Source organism: Mycobacterium sp. P4_H6 (assembly GCF_056400845.1).
In genome coordinates, this window is sequence record NZ_JBFUKN010000026.1 from 1 (window position 1) to 19229 (window position 19229).

Here is a 19229-nt window from a genome sequence, read left to right on the forward strand (position 1 = left end):
GTCATCGAGCAGTCCGCCGGCCACCGCCCCCGCCGCCGCGACCAGACACGCGCAGACCCCGAACAGCAGCACGCTGGCCGGAGAGATGCCGTACACGCTGACACCGAGCACCGCCCCGAAGGTGAACACCCCGGTGAGCCCGTCGCGGAAGATCGCACTGGCGATCAGGTAGTAGACGACGTTGCGGTCACGGCGCCATTCGCTGCGCACCTCGCCCCACAGCTTTCCGTAGGACGCGAAGAAGCCGACCGTGCGGTGCTCGGCGTCGACGGGCACTCTGGGCGTCTTGAGCAGCAGCGGCAATGCGAAGACGACGAACCAGGCCGCGGTCAGCAGCATCGCGGCGCTCACGTTCTGCCCGTCGTCGGTCGGCAATCCGAGCAGGCCACCGTCACCGACCATGAACCCGGCGTAGACGATCAACAGCAGACCCACACTGCCGCCGTACCCGACGGCCAGACCGGCCCCGGAGATACGGCCGGCCGTCGCGGGCGTCGACAGCTGGCTGAGCATCGCGTTGTAGGGCACCGTCGCCAGGTCGTTGCAGGCCGCGGTGAACGCCAGCAGCGCCAGCCCGGCCCACAGGTAACTGTGATCGGTGCGGATGAAACTCATGCTCGCGACCATCAGCACCACCGCACCGGTCAGCAGGGTCAGAGCCCGGCGACGACGGTGCGGGGCGTTCACCCAGATGCCGGTCACCGGCGCCAGCAGCGCAACGATGATGCCGGCGGCGGTCAGCGCCCAGCCCAGCCAGGTTGACGGGGTGATCTCTCCGGGCAACCCGGCACCGACCGCGTCGGTCAGATAGACGGAGAAGACGAACGTGACCACGATGGCGTTGACCGCGGTGGCCCCGCAGTCGTAGAGAACCCACGACAGAACCTGTGACCGCCGGGCCTGATCGGGCGCCGACCCGGGGCTGCTCATGGGCGTCACCCTAATGGTCCCTACGATTTCGGCATGCCTGTACCCGCGCCCCATCCCGACGCCCGCGCAGTCGTCACCGGAGCCTCCCAGGGCATCGGTGAGGCCCTGGCCTTCGATCTGGCCGCCCGCGGCCACCACCTGATCATCACCGCACGCCGCGGCGAGGTGCTCACCGAGCTCGCCCAGCGCATCACCGAACGACACGATGTCACCGTGGAGGTGCGGGCGGTGGACCTCGCCGACCCGGCAGCCCGCGATGTGCTGTGCGACGAGCTCGCCGGCCGCAACATCTCCATCCTGTGCGCCAATGCCGGGACGGCGACCTTCGGTCCGCTGGCCAAGCTCGACCCGGCCGGCGAGAGGGCCCAGGTTCAGCTCAATGCCATTGCCGTGCATGATCTCTGCCTCGCGGTGCTGCCGGGCATGCTGGCCCGCAAGGCCGGCGGCATCCTGATCTCGGGTTCGGCGGCGGGCAACTCACCGATCCCCAACAACGCCACCTACGCCGCGACCAAGGCCTTCGCGAACACCTTCAGCGAATCGCTGCGCGGTGAGGTCAAGAAAGACGGCGTGCATGTCACGCTGCTCGCGCCGGGGCCGGTGCGCACCGAGCTGCCGGATGTCTCCGAGCAGTCGCTGGTGGAGCGGTTGATCCCGGACTTCCTCTGGATCGACACCGAGTACACCGCCAAGGTGTCCCTGGACGCGTTGGAAGCCAACAAGATGCGCATCGTGCCGGGCCTGACGTCCAAGGCGATGTCGGTGGCCAGCGGGTACGCGCCGCGGGCCATCGTCACCCCGATCGTCGGTGCGGTCTACAAGAAGCTCGGCGGCCAGTAGCCTTTTCGCGCCGAAACTGTGTTCCGGACGGCGAAGTTCGAGTAACGCCCTTCTGGAATACAGTTTCGGCGGTTCATGTCAGCGGCGGCGACGGCCGGTGCCGAAGATGCTGCGGGTGATCTCGCGGCCGATCACCGTGCCCGCCGAACGCATCGCGCTCTTGAAGGCCGGGCTGCTGGCCATCTTGTCCAGGAAACTGGGCTCGGCGGTGCCCCGCGATTTCACCGCGCCGTCGGCCTCGGCCGAACCGCCCGAGGTGGGCAGCGGCGGCGGCAACTGGTCGACGGGCTCTGGTTCGGGCGGGGCGAGGCGGGCGGTGAGCCGTTCATAGGCCGAGTCGCGGTCGACCGTCTGCCCGTAGGTCGCCTGCAGCGGGCTGGCAGCCGCGGCGGCCTTGATGGCGTCCGGGCCGATGGTGTCCATCAGCGACCGCGGCGCCCGCATCCGGGTCCACGCCACCGGCGTCGGTGCGCCCTTCTCGGAGAGCACGGTGATGATGGCCTCCCCGATGCCCAGCGAGGTCAGCGCGCTCTCCAGGTCGTAGACCTTCGTCTTGGGGTAGGTGCGCACCGTCTTGGACAGCGCCTTCTGGTCGTCGGGGGTGAACGCCCGCAACGCGTGCTGCACCCGGGCGCCGAGCTGGCTGAGCACATCGTTGGGCACGTCGGTGGGCAGCTGGGTGCAGAAGAACACCCCGACGCCCTTGGACCGGATCAGCTTCACGGTCTGCTCGACCTGCTCCAGGAACGCCTTGGACGCGTCGTTGAACAGCAGATGCGCCTCGTCGAAGAAGAACACCAGCTTGGGTTTGTCGACGTCGCCGACCTCGGGCAGCGTGGTGAACAGGTCGGCAAGCACCCACATCAGGAACGTCGAGAACATCACCGGGCGGGCGGCCTGGGCGCCCAGCTCCAGCAGCGAGATGACGCCGCGGCCCTGCGCGTCGAGGCGGATCAGGTCCTTGGGCTCCAATTCGGGCTCACCGAAGAAGGTGTCGGCGCCCTCGGCCTCCAGGTTGACCAGGGCGCGCAGGATGACCCCGGCCGTCGTCGTCGAAACCGCGCCCAGCGCTTTGAGTTCGGGCTTGCCCTCGTCACTGGTGAGGAACTGGATGACCGCGCGCAGATCTTTCAGATCCAGCAGCGCCAGCCCTTTCTGGTCGGCCCAGTGGAAGATCAACCCGAGCGTCGACTCCTGGGTGGCGTTGAGCCCCAGCACCTTTGACAGCAGGATCGGGCCGAAGCTGGTGATGGTGGCGCGCACCGGCACCCCGATGCCCTCGGTGCCCAGCGACAGGAACTCCACCGGGTAGGCGGTGCCTGCCCAGGTGTCGCCGGTGTCGGCGGCGCGCTCCAAGGTGCGCTCACTGCTCTCCCCCGGCCGCGACAGCCCGGACAGGTCGCCCTTCACGTCGGCCATCAGCACCGGCACCCCGGCCGCCGAGAGCTGCTCGGCCATCACCTGCAGGGATTTGGTCTTGCCGGTGCCGGTGGCGCCGGCGACCAGGCCGTGCCGGTTGACCATCGCCAGCGGAATCCGCACCTGGGCATTCGGGTCGACCACTCCGTCGACGACGATGGTGCCCAGCTCCAAAGCCTGGCCTTCAACGGCATAACCTGCGGCGATCTGCTGAGCCGGGGTCGCGGTCGATTCTGCGGTCATGGGTCCAGACACTACTGAACACGCACCTACAGGGCAGGTGCAGGCAGCAACTTGTCGGCGGTGGGAATACTGTGGATCTCCGTGCGTGAAGAACTGGTGTGGATCGACTGTGAGATGACCGGGCTCGACCTGAAGTCCGACAAGCTCATCGAGATTGCGGCGTTGGTGACCGACGCCGACCTGAACGTCCTCGGTGACGGTATCGACGTGGTGATCCACGCCGAACCGGAGGACCTGTCCGGCATGGTCGAGGTGGTGGCCAAGATGCACTCCAAGTCCGGGCTGGACAAGGAGGTGCTGGCATCCGACATCGATATGGCCACCGCGGAGACCATGGTGCTCGACTACATCCGCAGCCACGTCAAGTCGGCGAATACCGCTCCGCTGTGCGGCAATTCGATCGCCACCGACCGCGGTTTCATCGCCCGCGACATGCCGACGCTGGACACCTTCCTGCACTACCGGATGATCGACGTCAGCTCCATCAAGGAACTGTGCCGCCGCTGGTACCCGCGCATCTACTTCGGCCAGCCGGAGAAGGGTCTCGCGCACCGCGCGCTGGCCGACATCCATGAGTCGATCCAGGAGCTCAAGTACTACCGGCAGACCGCCTTCGTGGCCGCTCCCGGGCCGTCGACCAGCGAAATCGCCGCCGTCGCGGCCGAGCTTGGCCCGGCGGGCAGCACGCCGAAGGAAACCGATTCGGCTTAACGGCCCCGATGCGGTTAAGATCGTCAACGCCGCTGAGGCGGCAATGGTGGCTGTAGTTCAGTTGGTAGAGCACCAGGTTGTGATCCTGGCTGTCGCGGGTTCGAGTCCCGTCAGCCACCCGCGCAGGTGGGAGGGCCTCTTGGCCCTCCCACCGTTTGCGTTTCAGAGCCAGTATCAGTGTCCGATGGGCATGGCACCCGTCGCTGCGAGCGAAAGCCCCCACAACCGCTCGGCCCTGTCGGGATCAATGGCATAGGCGCGCACGCCCCCGTCGTCCATCGGTGTGTCCGGCGCCGTGACCGCGGCGATGGCGCAGTCCTCCAGGTAGCTGCCACCCCGGTCCACCAAGACCTCCGACGTCGCCGCCCACAACCCGGTGGCCGCGCCCTGGGCGGCGGTCTTGAAGCCCGGTCCGATCACCGTGCCGTGTTCGTCCACCCAGCCCCGCTCGATCTGTTCGGCGCGCAACATCTCGCGTTGCAGACCGGTGATGATCTTGCCCGGATGAAGGGCGAACGCACGCACTCCGTCATCGCGGCCGAGCGCATCGAGATGCACGGCGAACAGGGCGTTCGCAGTCTTGGCCTGCCCATAGGCCAGCCACTTGTCATAGCCGGTGCGGAAATGCGGGTCATGCCAACGGAAGTCGGTCAACGTATGTCCGGCAGAGGAATTGACCACCACACGGGCACCGCCGGCCGCAGCCAACAGTGGGTACAGCTCGCAGATGAGGGCGAAATGCCCGAAGTGGTTGGCGGCCAACTGGCTTTCCCACCCCGGTCCGACATGCCGCAGCGGGGTGGCCATCACGCCGGCGATGGCCATCAGCAGATCGAGCCTGCCGACGGACTCCACGATCTGTGCGGCCGCCGCGCGGACGCTCGCGATGTCCAGCAGGTCCATCTCGATGACGTCGCAGCCGTCGAGGCCGGCGAGGCCGGCGAGCGCGGATCGTGCGACAGCGGGCCGGCGAGCCGGGACGATGACTCGAGCTCCGGCCGCAGCCAGGCCGCGGGTGGTCTCGAGTCCCAATCCGGAGTAGCCGCCGGTCACCACCGCGGTGCGGCCGGTCAAGTCGATACCGGACAGCACGTCGGCCGCGGTGCTGGTAGCGGAGAACCGGGGAGTAGGTGTGCACCGATCAGTCATTCCCGCGACGCTAGAACCTAGAGCGAGGTCTAGATCAAGCTGGAAGAATCGACGCCATGACGGTCGACGCGGGCGCCCAGCCCCTGAGCATCGGTGAAGTCGCCGAGCGGACGGGCCTCAGCGTGCATGCCTTGCGCTTCTACGAGCGCGAGGGATTGCTCGTCGGTCCGGTCCGGCGCACCACCGGCGGGCGACGCCAGTACGCCGCCGTCGACGTGGAGTGGCTGCAGATCTGCGTGAAGCTGCGTGAGTCGGGCATGCCGCTCGCGGATCTCAGGCGATTCGCCGCGCTGGTGCGGCAGGGGCCGGGCAACGAGGCCGAGCGACTCGAGCTGCTCGACGGCCACCGCCGACGGGTGGATACGCAGATTCAGGCGCTCGTGGAGTGCCGCGAGGTCATCGTCCGCAAGGTCGATATCTACGCCGACCACCTGAATCGCGGGCAGGCCGACGGTCTGTGGGACCCGACCGACCGCTAGCCCCGCCGGACCCGCGGTGCCAACTGCACGACCTCGGGCACCACGGTTGGGTTCAGGTAGGCGGTGCCGACCAGTGAAACCAGGGTGTTGGCAACATCATTGAGCGCCGACATCTGCTCGGGCAGCTGGCCGTGCTTCGTCCACGACTTGAACAACAGGGACAGCAGTTCGCGGTCGGCGCCACGCAGGATCTCGGTGTCCTCGGTCGGGCCGATGCCGACCCGCACGATCGCCAGGTCGGGGTGCTCGCTGCGCCAGGAGTGCAGGATCTCGTTGAGCGCCGCCTTACTGGCGTTGTAGGCCGCGACCCCGGCGCGCGGCCGGCCCACATCGTGGCTGGACGTGATCAGCACGACGCCGGTGTCGGACAGGTGCGGCCGCACCGCACGCAGCACGCTGTTGGCGCCCAGGGTGTTGACATTGAAGGCGTGAATCCAGGTGGCAATATCGGTGTCCTCGATATGTGCCATCGGGGCCACCGTGCTGGTGAAGACGACCGCGTCGAATCCGCCGAGGGTCTCCGCGGCGGCGTCCACCACCCGTCCGATGGCCGCCGGGTCCTCGACGTCGAGTTCGAACGCCGTGCCGCCGATCTGCTCGGCCAGCGCCTCCAGTAGGTCCGTCCGGCGTGCGGCCACCGCCACCTTGGCGCCGCGCTCGGCGGCCCGGACTGCGACCGCATGCCCGATACCCGAGGACGCACCGACGATGAGCACACGCAATCCGGCGATGTCGGAACCTTCACCACTCATGGTCTGTAGAGCTCGCTTTCCCTCGGTCGATCCGGGCTTAGGACACCCTTTGTTGGTCGGACAGTACCGCGCGCGATGAATTCAGACCGCACAGTGGGTCTACACAGACACGAACCGCTGTGAAAGGAGACTCTCCATGACGACCGCGAAACCTCCCGTGGTGGACACCGCCACCTGGAAGACCGCCCTTGAGGACCTGCGCCGCCGCGAGAAGGCGGCCACCCGTGAACTGGACGCGATCGCTGCCCAGCGCCGCGCTCTGCCCATGGTGGAACTGCCCGAATACACCCTGATCGGCGCGGACGGGCCGGTGCGGCTGGCCGACGTGTTCGAAGGCCGCTCCCAGCTGATCACCTACAACCACATGTGGTCCGACGGCGCGGAGTGGCAGTGCGGCGGGTGCACCGGTTTCACCTCACAGTTCACCCGGCTGGAGTTCCTGGACAACTACGACGCCCGGTTCGTCATCGTCACCAACGGGCCCATCGACGAGGCGATGGCCTACAAGCGCAAGGTCGGCAACAAGATGGACTGGTACTCGTCGTCGGAGAGTTCCTTCGGCGCGGACGTGGGCGCGGCCCCTGGCACGGGTTTCGCGGTGAACGTCTTCCTGCGGGACGGCGATACCGTCTACCGCACCTGGCACACCGACGGCCGCGGCACCGAACAGCTCAGCCACAGCTTCGCGCTCATCGACCTGCTGCCCTTCGGCCGCCAGGAGGTGTGGCAGGACTCCCCCGACGGCTGGCCGCAGTCGCCGACCTACTCGAAGTGGCTCGACTCCCCCGATGTCGCCCGCGCCTACGGCGAAGGAGCCAACGCATGAGCACCCAAACGGACCAGGAGCGCTACGTCGTCACCCGCACCATCGCGGCGAGCCCGACCGCGGTGTTCGAGGTGCTGGCCGACCCGGCACGCCATCAGGACACCGAGCCCGGCGACTGGGTGCGCGACGCCGTCGACCCCGAACCCATCACCGGGACCGGTCAGATCTTCGTGATCAACATGTTCCTGGAGTTCGCGGGCGGCCATTACGTGATGCACAACCTGGTCACCGAGTTCGAGCGCGACCGCACCATCGGGTGGCTGCCGGGGCAGCTCAACGAGGCCGGCGAGCATGAGCCGGGCGGCTGGTGGTGGCGTTATGACCTGGCGCCCAACGGTGACGGCACCGATGTGACGATCACCTACGACTGGACCGRCACCCCGCAGAGCTTCCGCGATCAGGTCGGCGGCATGCCGCCGTTCCCGGAGAAATATATCCAGGAATCGCTTGCCGCACTGGAGCGTTGCGCCACCTAGGTGCTGGCGTTACCGGCTTTCCACTGGGTCCAGGGGATGTTCCAGTCGCCGAGGCCGTCGGTGCCGGGAAGCTGAGATCCCACGGTGCCGACCACCTCGACGATGTCGCCGCGCTTGGTGTTCTCGTAGAACCACAGCGCGTTGGAGGTGCTCACGTTCAGGCACCCGTGGCTGACGTTGCTGTACCCCTGGCTGCCCACCGACCACGGCGCGCCGTGCACGTAGATGCCGCTGTAGGACATCTGCGTGGCGTAGTCCACTTCGGTGCGATATCCGTTGGGCGAGTTCACCGGAACGCCGTAGGTGGACGAATCCATCACCAGCTCGGCGAACCGGTCACCGATGATGTAGACGCCGTTGTTGGTGGGTGAGCTGTCCTTGCCCATCGAGATCGGCATGGTCTTGACGACCTCGCCGTTGCGGCGGATGGTCAGCGTCTTGGTGGAGTCATCGGCGACCGCGATCACCTGATCGCCGATGGTGAAGTTGGTGCTGACGTTGTCCTGCCCGAACAGGCCGTCGCCTAGCTCCACGCCGTAGGTGTTGACCTCGACGTCGACCTTGGTGCCGGGCTTCCAGTATTCGGCTGGGCGCCAACGTACCTCGCGATTGTTGAGCCAGTAGAAGGCGCCGTCCACCTTGGGGGTGGTGGTGACCTTGATGGCCTTCTCGGCGGCCGCACGGTTGATGATGTTCTCGTCGAAACGGACCGCGATCGGCTGGCCGACGCCGACAACCTCACCCTCGTTGGGCAACAGGTAGGGCATGGTCAGGTTTTCCGGCGAGTGCGTCTCGAACGTTGCCTGGGTGGCGGCCTGGCCGCCGAGGCCCGAGGAGCGGGCGTTGAGCGTGTAGCTCGCGTTGTATTCCAGCGGGTCGGTGGTCGACCAGGTCAAGCCGTCCGCGCTGAGCTGGCCGGCGACCGGCGCACCGTCCTCGTCGATCAGGCTGACGGGCCCGAGGACACCGCCCTCGGTACTGACCTTCACGGGTTCGTCGACGGTGACGCCGACCGCACCGTTGGTCACCGATGCGGTGAGCTTGGGCACCAACAGATCGCCGTAGGGGGTGCCCTTGTCCGCGATGGTCTTCGGCTGTTCGGGGGCCTGATTGCCACTGCATGCGGCGACGGCGAACACCATGGTCAGTGCCACCGCCATCACGGTTGGCCATGCCTTGCGGCGACGCGCGCTGCCCACCGGCGAGACCTGCACCATCTGTTTTGCTCCACTTTGTTTCACAAGAACCCGCGGGATCACGGCTACTTGGCAATAGTCTAAGGGAACGACCGACAACTGGCCCCGCGCAAGCAGCCCGGACCCGGCATTGTCATGCGGATTTCACCTCTGCGCGTCGGTGCTGTTATTGTCTCCAACGCGCGCCGTTAGCTCAGTTGGTAGAGCAGCTGACTCTTAATCAGCGGGTCCGGGGTTCGAAACCCTGACGGCGCACCACCGCAAAGGCCCTGCTTCGGCAGGGCTTTTGTCGTTTGACGGCATTGTCGTTTGACGGCTTTGTCGTTTGAGGGCCTACCGTTCGCCGCGCAACCCGCGGCTGATCCTGGCCGCGGCGTCACGCACCTGCGTGCCGAGTTCCTCGAAGCGGTCCTCGGTGATACGACTGCTCGGCCCCGATATCGACAGCGCGGCCACGGCGCCGGAGGGCCCCACGATGGGCGCCCCGAGCGAGCTGATGCCGAGCGACAGACCACCGATGTTCTTCGAATAGCCGCGCTCGCGAACCTCGTTGACCACAGCGCGAATTCGGTCCGGGTCGGTGATGGTGTCCGGGGTCTGAGCCGATAGCGGTCCGGCGAGGTAGTCGTCGAGGTAGCCCGGCCCACACGCTGACAGATACGCCAGTCCCGTCGCCGAGGCATGCAGGGCGATGCGCTCACCCAGCGGCAGGAACGCGCGCAACCGGTGCGAGGTGTCGAGGCGTTCGACGAGCACCAGCGAATCACCGTCCGGTGCGGCGAGGTGGATGGTCTCCGTGGTGGCCAGCTGTAGCTCGTTCATGACCGGGACCGCGATGTCGCGCAGGCTCTCCCCGCCGCCGGCGCGCCCAACCACCGCGACGACGCGGTAGGTCAGCTGCCATCGGGTCGGTGTCGTCTCGGTGGGACGCAGCCAGCCGACCTCCTGCAGCGTCAGCAGGACGCGCTGCACGGTGCTCTTGGGCAGGCCGACCTTCCGCGCCAATTCCGACAGCCCCACCGGCTGCTCCTCGGCCACCGCTTCGAGCACCCGGAACGCCGACACCACGCTCTCTGTGGCCAAGGTTGCCTCCTCCATCGCTTGTGAGCTAGGTTACAGCACATCGGTCTATCAGACGAACCAACGGTCCATTCTGCGGACCATTCAGCACTAGGAGGTGCAACACATGACGGCGCAACTGATCGCTCTCGGGATCTTCATAGCGGTATTCGCGATCGCCGCAATCCGCAACGTCAACATCGGCATCGTGATGTTCCCGGTCGCCTGCATCGTCGGCCTCTGGCTCGCCGACCTGAGCCTCACCGAGGTCATCGGCGAGTTCCCGCTCAGCATCCTGGTGCTGCTGGTGGGCGTGACGTACTTCTTCGGGATCGCGCACAGCAACGGCACCATCGACTGGCTCATCCAGGCCTCCCTGGCCCGGGTCGGAAATCGGGACACACTGTTCCCCGCGGTCTTCTTCGCGCTCACCGCCGTCATCTCGGCCATGGGTGCACCGCTCGGCGGCCTGGTCATGGCGCCCATGGGCATGAGCATCGCGCACAAGCGCGGCATCGACCCGATGCTGATGGCGCTCGCGATGGGCGCAGGCCTGAGCGCCGGCGCGTTCGCACCCACCAGCCTGTTCGGCATCATCACCTGGGGCACCGCCAACGAGGCCGGCATCGCACTGAGCCCGCTGCTGCTCTTCGGGGTGGCCGTCGCGCTCAACCTGGTCCTGCTGGCGGTCGCCTACGTGATGTTCGGCCGCAAGAAACGGTTCCATGCCGAAGCGCCGGCCTTCAGCGAGGCAATGGTCGCCCGCGGCGCCGCGCTGCCCCAATACGGCGGCTCCACACTGGATATCGGCGACAACGACGATGAGGCACTCGTCGCGCCCGAGCGCCCGAGCGGGATGCAGATCCTGACCATCGCCATGATGCTGGTGCTGATCGCCGCGGTCGTCGTGATGTCCCTGCTCGGCATGACGCCGGACATCGGCGTGTTGGGCTACGGACTCGGCGCGATCGCCGCACTGCTCGACGCCTCCTCGGGCAAGAAGGCGATGAGCCGGATCGACTGGGGCTCGGTGCTTCTCGTCGGCGGCATCATCACCTACGTCGGTGTGCTCACCGAGATGGGCGTGGTCGACATGCTCGGCGAAGGCGCGGTTCACCTGGGCTCGCCCCTGGTGGCAGCCGTCCTGCTCTGCGCGGCCGCCGGGTTGATCTCGGCCTTCGCCTCCACTACGGGCATGCTGGCCGCCCTTGTCCCCCTGGCACTTCCGTTGATCGCCGAAGGCGGCATCCCGGGCTGGGCATTGATCTGCGCCATCGGCGTATGCGCATCCATCGTGGACGTGTCGCCGTTCTCCACCGTCGGCGCCACCTATGTGGCCACCACGGTCGACGAAGAGGCCCGCCCACGGATGACGAAGCTGCTCACGCGATGGGGACTCTCGATGGTGGTGGTCGGTCCGATTGCGCTGACGCTGGTGCTGATCCTGCCCGCGATGGCGTTCTCATGACCCGGCCCCTGCTGCACGCACTGCTCGACGATGACACCGCCGACGATGACCGATCGATCACCATCGATGGTGAGTCCTTGTCGCGCAAACGGTTACGGGCCATCGCCTCGGCATTCGGCACCGACATCCGCGCCCGCGGCGGTGTACCGGTGGTGGCCGTCAACGCCGAGCCCACGCTGAACACTGTCATCGCCGTCACCGCCTGCCTGCTGGCAGGCATACCGGTGGTGCCGGTGCCACCGGATGTCGGGCACGCCGAGGTGAGTCACATCCTCGCGGATTCCGGGGCCACCCTGTGGGTCGGTCCCGGGCGCGAGGGCGTCGAACTACCCACCGCCGCACCCGACCTCGGCATCGCCGAGGCAGCGCCGCCGAAACCGGTCGACCCACGACGGGTCGCGATGATCCTCTACACCTCGGGCACCACCGGCGCCCCCAAGGGCGTGCTGCTGAGCCAACACGCCATTGCCGCAGGCCTCGACGCACTCTCCGAGGCGTGGGGCTGGACGGCCGGGGACACCGTGGCGCACGGCCTGCCCCTGTTCCACACCCACGGCCTGATCCTCGGCATCATCGGCTCACTGCACATCGGATCCCGGCTGGTGCACACCGGTAAACCCACGGCGGAGCGCTACGCCCAGGCCGGGGCCAGCATGTACTTCGGCGTACCCACCGTGTGGACCAGGGTCACCCAGGACGAGCAGGCGGCCAAGGCGCTGTCCTCAGCGCGGCTACTGGTCAGTGGTAGTGCGCCACTGCCGGTTCCGGTGTTCGAGCGGCTGCGCGAACTGACCGGCCACGCCCCCGTGGAGCGCTACGGCATGACCGAGACCATGATCACGCTGAGCACCCGCGCCGATGGCGAACGTCGGCCGGGTTGGGTGGGACAGCCCGTCGCCGGCGCGCAGACCCGGATCCGCGCCGACGACGGCGGACCCGTGCCGCACGACGGCGAATCGATCGGCCGGCTTCAGGTGCGCGGCCAGATGCTCTTCGACGGCTACCTGAACCTTCCGGACATCACCGCGTCCTGCTGGACCGAGGACGGCTGGTTCGTCACCGGCGATCTGGCAGCCATCGACGAACACGGCTTCCACCGCATCGTCGGGCGGGAATCGGTGGACCTCATCAAATCCGGCGGCTACCGGATCGGGGCCGGTGAGATCGAGACGTCACTGCTCGCCCGCCCCGAGGTGGCCGAGGTGGCGGTGATCGGCGCACCCGACGACGACCTGGGCCAGCGCATCGTCGCGTTCGTCGTCACCGGATCCGACTCCGCCGGCGAGGATCTCGCCGAACGACTCATCACCCACGTCGCCGACGATTTGTCCTGGCACAAGCGTCCGCGCGAGATCCGTTTCGTGTCCGCCCTGCCCCGCAATGCGATGGGCAAAGTCCAGAAGAAAGCGCTGATGTGAGCACAGAGGAAAAGACCGATCACTACGCCCGCCACCTCGGCATCGCCGTGCAGAACTTCGGCGGAGGTGAGGCGACCGCCACGCTGACCGTCGGACCCGACCATCTGAACCCGCACGGCACCGCGCACGGCGCGCTGCTGTTCAGTGTGGTGGGCGCCGCGCTGGCGGCGGCGGCCAACAACGACACCCACAGCGGAGTGGTCAGCTCCATTCACATCGACTACCTGGCGCCGGCCCGTGAGGGCGATGAACTGGTGGCCGTGGCGGCGGTGGGTGAACGGCTGGCCCGCGAGGACATCTTCGTCGTCCGGCTCACCAGGGCCGGCGAGGACGCCGCGATCGCGCGCGCCACCGGCAGAGCGACCCGGCGCGCCCGCTGATGCGGCACTGAACAGTCGAAGATAAGCCACCCGAAAAGCCGCCATTGCACGACACGCTGTGCCATGATCACAATTTGCTCAGCAAATACATATCCATCGCATTGAATTAGCCATCGCGTCAATTAATACCGCCTTTTCCTCATAGCCGCACAACACGCTGAATACAAGGAATCAGGACGCGCTCCGCGGGGAGGGTGCCAGGGTGGGAGGACCTGCGATGGCACACGGCCGACTTGTCACGTTCCGATCTGCAGTGCCTTGTCTGCTGGTAGGGGTGTGGACGCTGAGCGGATGCGGCATTCAGATTCAGACGCTGGCCCAGTCCCCGCTGGTGCCGGCCACGCCCGCGACGGCCTTCGGCCCGACAGAATCCGCCCTGCACATATTCACTCCGTGCATTGCCGGCACGGCCGAACTCGCCGGTGCCGCGTCGGCCGTCAGCGAACTCCTGTTGGGCAAAGATCGCTTCCGCACGGAATGCGCACACAACCCCGAACCCATTCCGGGTTTCGACACCGTCGTCGAACGGGACCCTCGGGCGCTGGCGCCACAACCGGTGGTGTCCGCGCCGGCCGATCCCCCGGCCCCCGGCGTCCTGGTCACCGACGAACTCGTCGGCGCGGTGCTGACCGGCACCAGTGAGTACTGGTACCAGCCGGTCATCGGCCCGGCCTGAGGTTACGCCGCGGCCGGTGCAGATTCGCCAGCGTCCGCCGATGAGCTTTCCCGCTCCGTTCCGGCGGACTCGGGGTCGGGTGTGTCGGATTCCCCCGGCGCGTTCTCATGCGCCGGCTCGTCGTCCTCGGGAGCAGTCTCCAGGTCCGCAGGGCCGGAAAGATCCTCAGCGGCAGGCTCTTCGAGGTCGCGATCGGGCTCATCGGCCTGCCGCGCGGTTCTCGCCGAGACGACTGCGGGCCCGCTGCTCTCCGAGCGCGACGTCGCCACACCGGCATCCGGCTCCGCTGCGGTCACGTCATCTGCATCTGCCGCGAGGGCCGGCGTTACCCGACCCGACGCGGCGCGCAGCGCCGTGGGGCCGTGGGCGGCGGCCGGCGGGTCAGCCGCCGCCACCCGGGCATTGCTCGCTGCCCCGGCCACACCACCCACCGCACCCTTGACGACGCCGGCGACGCCGCGCACCGCGTTAGCCACCGCCTGCACGATGCCGGTGACCACCGCACCCGCCAGCCGCACACCACCGGAGATGACCGAAGCCGTCGCCCGAGCCAAGCTCTTGACCACGTTCCCGACGACATCGGCGACGTTGACGACGGCGTTGGCAGTGGTGCGGAGGACCGTCCTGGTCGCTGCGCCCACCCACTGCACGGCGGCCTTGATCGCGGCGATGAGCGGGTTGGTCGGTGACGTCGGTTCGTTGGGCCCGGGGATGGCGTTGATGTAGTCGATGATCGCCTGGACGGCCTGCTTCGCCGTCAGATCCGAGTAGTAGACGCCGAGGTTGTCCTGCTTGTTGGAGCTGCCCGAATCGGTGTCCACCAGCGTGTAGAGGAACATCGGACCGGTACCGGCGATCGTCGGCCAGGTGGCCAGGAAGTCCTGGATGAAATCGAATTGTTGTTGCTCGGAGTACTGCGGAGTGGTCGGCTCGCCGTACTCGGTGGCCCATACCTTGAGATCCTGGTCGCCGTTCTCGGCCATGATGGCAAGGATCTGCTGGAGCTGCTTCAGCGGCGAGCCGGCCTGATTCGCACCGTCGGAGAAATCCAACGTGTAGTCATACGGGTGAAATGCCAGCGCGTCGAAGAAACCTTTGGCGTCGGCGTCGTACATGCCCTGAATGAAATCCACCGGGTTCATCGAGACGTTTCCCTCGGTGAGACCCGCCCCGACCACACCACCGATCACGGTGATTTCTGCGCCGTTGTCGACGCCGACCTGCTTGATGAGCGGATAAGCCGCCTGAAGCAGCGTCGTGTACGCCGCCGGATCCACCGGATCCAGGGAATTCACCGCATTCGGTTCGTTCCAGATCGAATAGGCGAAGATTTCGTCCGCGTAGCGTTGCGCGACCAATTGTGCGAACTGACCGAAGACCTGTGGATTGGGCATTCCGGCCAGCACCGGGGTGCCGGCCCAGGCCGGGGTCTCGTTGAGCACACCGAGTATGCCCATGCCCCGTTCGTGCGCGGAATTGATGACGTAGTCGGTGGCAGTCCAGTTGTACTGCCCCTGCTGCGCCTCGACGGACGCCCAGGCGATGCTGATGCGCACGTTCTGGACACCGAGCGCCTGCATCATGTCGAGTTGCTGGTCGATCTCGCTCGTCGACAGCTGGTACAGATCGGAATCCGCGAAACCGAGGGTCGATGACGATTCGACAATGGCTGCCGTCGGCTGCACGTGATACACCGCCGGCCGAGGCGCAGGGACGTAAAGAGTGCCCGCGCCGCCGCACACCAAGGCAGAAACCACGCCACCGATGACAATTCTGTTGGCGACGTGCCGAAATCCGATGTCATGGCGATTCATCAGGGCGTCCCGTCAATCCCGGCGTCTCCCCCGACAGGGACGCTGAGTCATGACTCTATTCGCTACCCGTATCAAGATCGCAAGAATTCGCCACTCGGCAGATCTCTTGGTGCTGGTTCCGGTAACGCGATCTTCACCTGTAATCGCCGCCAGCGTCTCGGCGCCGGTGCTACGGTTGCCACCAACGCCGACGTCAATTAGTCCTGCAAACACCACGAAAAGCCTGGCAGATGTGCTGGAACAGACCCTCACGGTGGTTTTCTTGCGGATGACGCGGGACGAAAAAGTAGCTGCGAAACGCAAATATGCAGGTAGATGCGCGATGAGAAGTGCAGCCGAGGGCCCGTCGGCGTGCTAGGGTCAAGTTAGCTGCACAGCATCGTGAGCCGGATGCAGCGCACCACCGAAGTGCGAAACGAGGTATTAGCTGATGTCAGTCGAGAGCGCACCGAGCTCCTCGGCCGCCATGCCGGAGGGCGCGCCGCCGGAGGGCGTCGCCACGGTCATCAGCTGCAGTCGCCTCGGCCGGACCGCGAACCCGCCCACCGTGTCGCTGCCCAACTGGCTGCGACCGCGTCGCCGCCGCTACAACAGCGTCAGCGGCGCCTGATCCGGCGGATCACCAACACCACGACGACAGTGCCTACGCCCGCCAGCGACACCAGCACCGGCGGCTTCGTCACAAACGCCACGACCTTTGCCTTGGCATCGTCGGCGAGGCGCTGAGGATTCGCGCGTACGGCGAGGGTGTCCACCGTCGCGGCCAGCTGATCACGAGCCTGGTCGATGTCCTTCTTGATCGCCTCGGGATCCCGATCAGCCACTGTGTCCTCCATGTTGTCGGCGTACCGAATTACCCTAGAGCAGCCGGAGCCGACCACGCTGCCCCGGTCGACGAGAAAGGCGTATACGACGCATGGCACAGACCCCGCGGCTGGCAGTCGGCGACAAGGCACCCGCCTTCAGCCTCCCCGATGCAGACGGCAACACCGTCAAGCTGTCCGACTTCACAGGCCGCAAGGTGATCGTGTACTTCTACCCGGCGGCGTCGACCCCGGGTTGCACCAAGCAGGCCTGCGATTTCCGCGACAGTCTCGCCGAGCTCAACGACGCCGGCCTCGACGTCATCGGCATCTCCCCCGACAAGCCGGAGAAGCTGGCAAAATTCCGCGACGCCGAGGGCCTGACGTTCCCGCTGCTGTCCGACCCGGACAAGAAGGTGCTGACCGCCTGGGGCGCCTTCGGTGAGAAGTCCATGTACGGCAAGACGGTGCAGGGTGTCATCCGGTCGACCTTCCTGGTCGACGAGAAGGGTGTCGTGGAGGTCGCGCAGTACAACGTGAAGGCCACCGGCCACGTGGCCAAGCTGCGCCGCGACCTATCGGTCTGAGGCCTTCCCCAGCGCCTCCAGGAACAGCGCCTCCGAGGTCGCCGCCCGCTCCAGCACCCCAAGGTGCAGGCTCTCGTTGATGCTGTGCGCCTGGGTGCCCGGATCCTCCACCCCGGTGACGAGGATCTTGGCGTCCGGGAACGCGGCGGCGAACTCGGCGATGAACGGGATCGACCCGCCCATCCCCATGTCGATCGGCTCGCGGCCCCAAGCGATCTGAAAGGCCTGCCGGGCAGCGTCATACACCGGGCCGGTCGCGTCGATGGCGTACGGCTGCCCCACATCGCCGGGTGTGACGGTGACCTTCGCGCCCCACGGCGCGTGCGCCTCCAGATGCCGTGTCAGTGCCGCGAGGTGCGCCCGGGCGTCGCCGCCGGGGGCCACCCGCATGCTCACCTTGGCCCGGGCACTGGGCACCAGGGTGTTCGACGCCTTGTCGATGGGCGTGGTGTCGATACCGATGACGGTGATGGCCGGGCGCGCCCACATCCGTTGCACCACCGGCCCGGAGCCGATCTGCTGGACACCGTCGAGCAGACCGGAGTCGGCCCGCACCCGCTCCTCGCTGAACTCGACGTCGGCGGCGCTCGCCTGGTACAGGCCGGCGACGGCGACGTTGCCTTCGTCATCGTGCAGGCTGGCCAGTAGCCGGATCAGCGCGCTCAGCGCGTCGGGCACCACACCGCCCCACAGCCCGGAGTGCAGCCCGTGGTCCAGGGTGGCGACCTCCACCACACAATCGGCCAGACCGCGCAATGACACTGTCAGCGCGGGGATGTCGACACCCCAGTTGTCCGAGTCGGCAATGATGATGACGTCCGCGGCCAGCAGGTCGCGGTGGGCGTCCAGCAGCGCGGGCAACGACGGTGAACCGGATTCTTCCTCGCCTTCGACGAAGACGGTCACGCCCACCGGCGGATTGCCGTCGAACGCCCGGAACGCCGCCAGATGCGTTGCGATACCGGCCTTGTCGTCGGCGGTGCCGCGGCCGTACAGCCGGCCGTCACGTTCGGTCGGCTCGAACGGGGGTGAGTGCCACTGCGCACTGTTGCCCTCGGGCTGCACATCGTGATGGGCGTACAGCAGCACCGTCGGGGCGCCCTCGGGGGCCGGGTGGCGGGCGATGACCGCGGGCGCTCCGCCTTCGGACACCGTGCGGACATCACCGAAACCGGCCTGCGACAACAACTTCGCCGTCAGCTCCGCGCTGCGCTGCACCTCGGGCCGGCGCGCTGGGTCGGCCCACACGGATTCGATGCGCACCAGCTCTTCGAGATCGGCACGCACCGAGGGCAGCAGTTCCTGGACACGCGCGGCAACATCGGTCATGGCTCAAGGCTAGCCCGCGGCGCACACCTGGCCGGGCGCCAACCAGGTTTCAGTCAGTTCGCGCTCCACCGTTCGAAACTGAAACCGTGTAYGTCTCACCGCCGGATCACGTACACCGCTTCAGCTTCACACGGTCCACCCGTGGCCAGACTGAAGCCACGTAGGAACGTGTGACCATGCAGCAGGTCCGAGCTCCCGGCATGGCCGCTGACTCACGAGCGTGCGCAAACTCCTGCACGAGCGTGCGTGTCCAGCCTCGGACACGCACGCTCGCGGGATCAAGCTTCGAGAACGGCGACCGCGGCGGCGGTATCGGCCTCGTGGGTCAGCGACAGGTGGATCGTCACATCCTTGAGGTGCTCGGCGATGGCGCCGGACAACCGCACCTTCGGACGACCCCACATATCGGTGACCACCTCGATGTCGCGGTGGATCCCCTCCGGCAGCATCGGCCGCTTCGAGAAGCGCGACCCCGACCAGGCCTTGATCACCGCTTCCTTGGCCGCCCACCGCGCCGCGAGGTGACGCGCCGCCGACGAACTCTTGTCCGCGGCGTCGCGCCTCTCCCCCGGCGTGAAGGTCTCGGCGAAAACGGTGCCAGGCTGGTCAACTTGCTCGGCGAAATCCGGAATCGACACCAGGTCGATCCCTACCCCAACAATGCCCATTCCGGA

The 19229-nt window shown here is 67.1% G+C and carries 21 protein-coding genes and 2 tRNA genes; 13 read left to right on the plus strand and 10 right to left on the minus strand.

Going from position 1 to position 19229, the window contains the following annotated elements:
- Positions 1-930 (minus strand): MFS transporter (locus tag AC1DTF_RS13100; protein WP_477474350.1); only part of this gene is annotated, 930 nt, incomplete at its 3' end.
- 33 nt (positions 931-963) lie between these two features.
- Between AC1DTF_RS13100 and cmrA the strand changes: the two genes are divergently transcribed.
- Positions 964-1770 carry a mycolate reductase gene (gene cmrA, locus AC1DTF_RS13105; RefSeq protein ID WP_477474351.1) on the plus strand — a complete coding sequence of 269 codons (807 nt, stop codon included), beginning with the start codon at positions 964-966 and terminating at the stop codon, positions 1768-1770.
- 78 nt (positions 1771-1848) lie between these two features.
- Here cmrA and AC1DTF_RS13110 read toward each other — a convergent pair whose 3' ends face one another.
- On the minus strand, positions 1849-3432 hold the full coding sequence (locus AC1DTF_RS13110) for a helicase HerA-like domain-containing protein (RefSeq protein WP_477474352.1): 1584 nt from the start codon (positions 3430-3432) through the stop codon (positions 1849-1851).
- Between the two features lie 81 nt (positions 3433-3513).
- Here AC1DTF_RS13110 and orn point away from each other — a divergent pair, with 81 nt between their 5' ends.
- Entirely contained in the window at positions 3514-4143 is a 630-nt protein-coding gene (gene orn, locus AC1DTF_RS13115) for an oligoribonuclease (RefSeq protein WP_477474353.1), read from the plus strand.
- Positions 4144-4189: 46 nt separating this feature from the next.
- Positions 4190-4262 (plus strand) — tRNA-His (locus AC1DTF_RS13120).
- A gap of 55 nt (positions 4263-4317) precedes the next feature.
- Here AC1DTF_RS13120 and AC1DTF_RS13125 read toward each other — a convergent pair.
- A complete protein-coding gene (locus AC1DTF_RS13125; protein WP_477474354.1) occupies positions 4318-5292 on the minus strand; it encodes an oxidoreductase in 975 nt (324 codons plus the stop codon).
- Positions 5293-5348: 56 nt separating this feature from the next.
- Here AC1DTF_RS13125 and AC1DTF_RS13130 point away from each other — a divergent pair, with 56 nt between their 5' ends.
- On the plus strand, positions 5349-5771 hold the full coding sequence (locus tag AC1DTF_RS13130; RefSeq protein WP_477474355.1) for a MerR family transcriptional regulator: 423 nt from the start codon (positions 5349-5351) through the stop codon (positions 5769-5771).
- On the opposite strand, the gene AC1DTF_RS13135 is transcribed toward AC1DTF_RS13130, so the two are convergent.
- Complete coding sequence (locus tag AC1DTF_RS13135; RefSeq protein ID WP_477474356.1) at positions 5768-6523, minus strand: SDR family oxidoreductase; 756 nt, start codon at positions 6521-6523, stop codon at positions 5768-5770. The genes AC1DTF_RS13130 and AC1DTF_RS13135 overlap by 4 nt on opposite strands.
- Before the next feature lie 136 nt (positions 6524-6659).
- On the opposite strand from AC1DTF_RS13135, the gene AC1DTF_RS13140 reads away from it, so the two are divergent.
- Positions 6660-7349 (plus strand): DUF899 domain-containing protein, encoded by a 690-nt coding sequence (locus AC1DTF_RS13140; protein WP_477474357.1) that lies wholly within the window; start codon positions 6660-6662, stop codon positions 7347-7349.
- On the plus strand, positions 7346-7825 hold the full coding sequence (locus tag AC1DTF_RS13145) for an SRPBCC family protein (protein ID WP_477474358.1): 480 nt from the start codon (positions 7346-7348) through the stop codon (positions 7823-7825). The genes AC1DTF_RS13140 and AC1DTF_RS13145 overlap by 4 nt, the downstream gene beginning before the upstream one ends.
- Here AC1DTF_RS13145 and AC1DTF_RS13150 read toward each other — a convergent pair.
- Positions 7822-9042 (minus strand): L,D-transpeptidase, encoded by a 1221-nt coding sequence (locus AC1DTF_RS13150; protein WP_057169481.1) that lies wholly within the window; start codon positions 9040-9042, stop codon positions 7822-7824. The genes AC1DTF_RS13145 and AC1DTF_RS13150 overlap by 4 nt on opposite strands.
- 161 nt (positions 9043-9203) lie before the next feature.
- Here AC1DTF_RS13150 and AC1DTF_RS13155 point away from each other — a divergent pair.
- Positions 9204-9279 (plus strand) — tRNA-Lys (locus tag AC1DTF_RS13155).
- 75 nt (positions 9280-9354) lie between these two features.
- Here the strand turns inward: AC1DTF_RS13155 and AC1DTF_RS13160 are convergent.
- Positions 9355-10104 (minus strand): IclR family transcriptional regulator, encoded by a 750-nt coding sequence (locus AC1DTF_RS13160; RefSeq protein WP_057169985.1) that lies wholly within the window; start codon positions 10102-10104, stop codon positions 9355-9357.
- A gap of 103 nt (positions 10105-10207) precedes the next feature.
- On the opposite strand from AC1DTF_RS13160, the gene AC1DTF_RS13165 reads away from it, so the two are divergent.
- The 4 genes from AC1DTF_RS13165 (at position 10208) to AC1DTF_RS13180 (ending at position 14022) form a co-directional block, all read left to right on the plus strand.
- On the plus strand, positions 10208-11548 hold the full coding sequence (locus AC1DTF_RS13165; RefSeq protein WP_477474359.1) for an SLC13 family permease: 1341 nt from the start codon (positions 10208-10210) through the stop codon (positions 11546-11548).
- Positions 11545-12966 carry an acyl-CoA synthetase gene (locus AC1DTF_RS13170; protein WP_477474360.1) on the plus strand — a complete coding sequence of 474 codons (1422 nt, stop codon included), beginning with the start codon at positions 11545-11547 and terminating at the stop codon, positions 12964-12966. The genes AC1DTF_RS13165 and AC1DTF_RS13170 overlap by 4 nt, the downstream gene beginning before the upstream one ends.
- Positions 12963-13346: a hotdog fold thioesterase gene (locus AC1DTF_RS13175; protein WP_477474361.1), complete on the plus strand. Its 384-nt coding sequence runs from the start codon at positions 12963-12965 to the stop codon at positions 13344-13346. Before AC1DTF_RS13170 ends, AC1DTF_RS13175 begins: the two co-directional genes overlap by 4 nt.
- 253 nt (positions 13347-13599) lie before the next feature.
- On the plus strand, positions 13600-14022 hold the full coding sequence (locus AC1DTF_RS13180) for a hypothetical protein (protein ID WP_477474362.1): 423 nt from the start codon (positions 13600-13602) through the stop codon (positions 14020-14022).
- A 2-nt stretch (positions 14023-14024) separates the two neighbouring features.
- On the opposite strand, the gene AC1DTF_RS13185 is transcribed toward AC1DTF_RS13180, so the two are convergent.
- Positions 14025-15707 carry a cellulase family glycosylhydrolase gene (locus tag AC1DTF_RS13185; RefSeq protein ID WP_477474363.1) on the minus strand — a complete coding sequence of 561 codons (1683 nt, stop codon included), beginning with the start codon at positions 15705-15707 and terminating at the stop codon, positions 14025-14027.
- 559 nt (positions 15708-16266) lie between these two features.
- On the opposite strand from AC1DTF_RS13185, the gene AC1DTF_RS13190 reads away from it, so the two are divergent.
- Positions 16267-16446, plus strand: a complete 180-nt coding sequence (locus tag AC1DTF_RS13190) for a hypothetical protein (RefSeq protein WP_156409334.1) — start codon at positions 16267-16269, stop codon at positions 16444-16446.
- On the opposite strand, the gene AC1DTF_RS13195 is transcribed toward AC1DTF_RS13190, so the two are convergent.
- Positions 16433-16660 (minus strand): DUF3618 domain-containing protein, encoded by a 228-nt coding sequence (locus AC1DTF_RS13195; protein ID WP_057169984.1) that lies wholly within the window; start codon positions 16658-16660, stop codon positions 16433-16435. The two genes, AC1DTF_RS13190 and AC1DTF_RS13195, sit on opposite strands and share 14 nt — an antisense overlap.
- A 92-nt stretch (positions 16661-16752) precedes the next feature.
- Between AC1DTF_RS13195 and bcp the strand changes: the two genes are divergently transcribed.
- Complete coding sequence (bcp, locus tag AC1DTF_RS13200) at positions 16753-17226, plus strand: thioredoxin-dependent thiol peroxidase (RefSeq protein ID WP_057169475.1); 474 nt, start codon at positions 16753-16755, stop codon at positions 17224-17226.
- Here bcp and AC1DTF_RS13205 read toward each other — a convergent pair.
- Entirely contained in the window at positions 17215-18555 is a 1341-nt protein-coding gene (locus AC1DTF_RS13205) for a M20/M25/M40 family metallo-hydrolase (protein ID WP_477474364.1), read from the minus strand. The two genes, bcp and AC1DTF_RS13205, sit on opposite strands and share 12 nt — an antisense overlap.
- Before the next feature lie 278 nt (positions 18556-18833).
- The gene (acpS, locus tag AC1DTF_RS13210) at positions 18834-19223 is read right to left on the minus strand and encodes a holo-ACP synthase AcpS (RefSeq protein WP_057169473.1); all 390 of its coding nucleotides are present in this window, start codon (positions 19221-19223) and stop codon (positions 18834-18836) included.
- Between the last annotated feature and the right edge of the window lie 6 nt (positions 19224-19229).

Coding starts and splice junctions, on each gene's coding strand:
- cmrA (WP_477474351.1), top strand. CDS start 964: ATGCCTGTACCCGCGCCCCATCCCGACGCCCGCGCAGTCGTCACCGGA.
- AC1DTF_RS13110 (WP_477474352.1), bottom strand. CDS start 3,432: ATGACCGCAGAATCGACCGCGACCCCGGCTCAGCAGATCGCCGCAGGT.
- AC1DTF_RS13125 (WP_477474354.1), bottom strand. CDS start 5,292: ATGACTGATCGGTGCACACCTACTCCCCGGTTCTCCGCTACCAGCACC.
- AC1DTF_RS13130 (WP_477474355.1), top strand. CDS start 5,349: ATGACGGTCGACGCGGGCGCCCAGCCCCTGAGCATCGGTGAAGTCGCC.
- AC1DTF_RS13135 (WP_477474356.1), bottom strand. CDS start 6,523: ATGAGTGGTGAAGGTTCCGACATCGCCGGATTGCGTGTGCTCATCGTC.
- AC1DTF_RS13140 (WP_477474357.1), top strand. CDS start 6,660: ATGACGACCGCGAAACCTCCCGTGGTGGACACCGCCACCTGGAAGACC.
- AC1DTF_RS13150 (WP_057169481.1), bottom strand. CDS start 9,042: ATGGTGCAGGTCTCGCCGGTGGGCAGCGCGCGTCGCCGCAAGGCATGG.
- AC1DTF_RS13165 (WP_477474359.1), top strand. CDS start 10,208: ATGACGGCGCAACTGATCGCTCTCGGGATCTTCATAGCGGTATTCGCG.
- AC1DTF_RS13170 (WP_477474360.1), top strand. CDS start 11,545: ATGACCCGGCCCCTGCTGCACGCACTGCTCGACGATGACACCGCCGAC.
- AC1DTF_RS13190 (WP_156409334.1), top strand. CDS start 16,267: ATGTCAGTCGAGAGCGCACCGAGCTCCTCGGCCGCCATGCCGGAGGGC.
- bcp (WP_057169475.1), top strand. CDS start 16,753: ATGGCACAGACCCCGCGGCTGGCAGTCGGCGACAAGGCACCCGCCTTC.
- AC1DTF_RS13205 (WP_477474364.1), bottom strand. CDS start 18,555: ATGACCGATGTTGCCGCGCGTGTCCAGGAACTGCTGCCCTCGGTGCGT.
- acpS (WP_057169473.1), bottom strand. CDS start 19,223: ATGGGCATTGTTGGGGTAGGGATCGACCTGGTGTCGATTCCGGATTTC.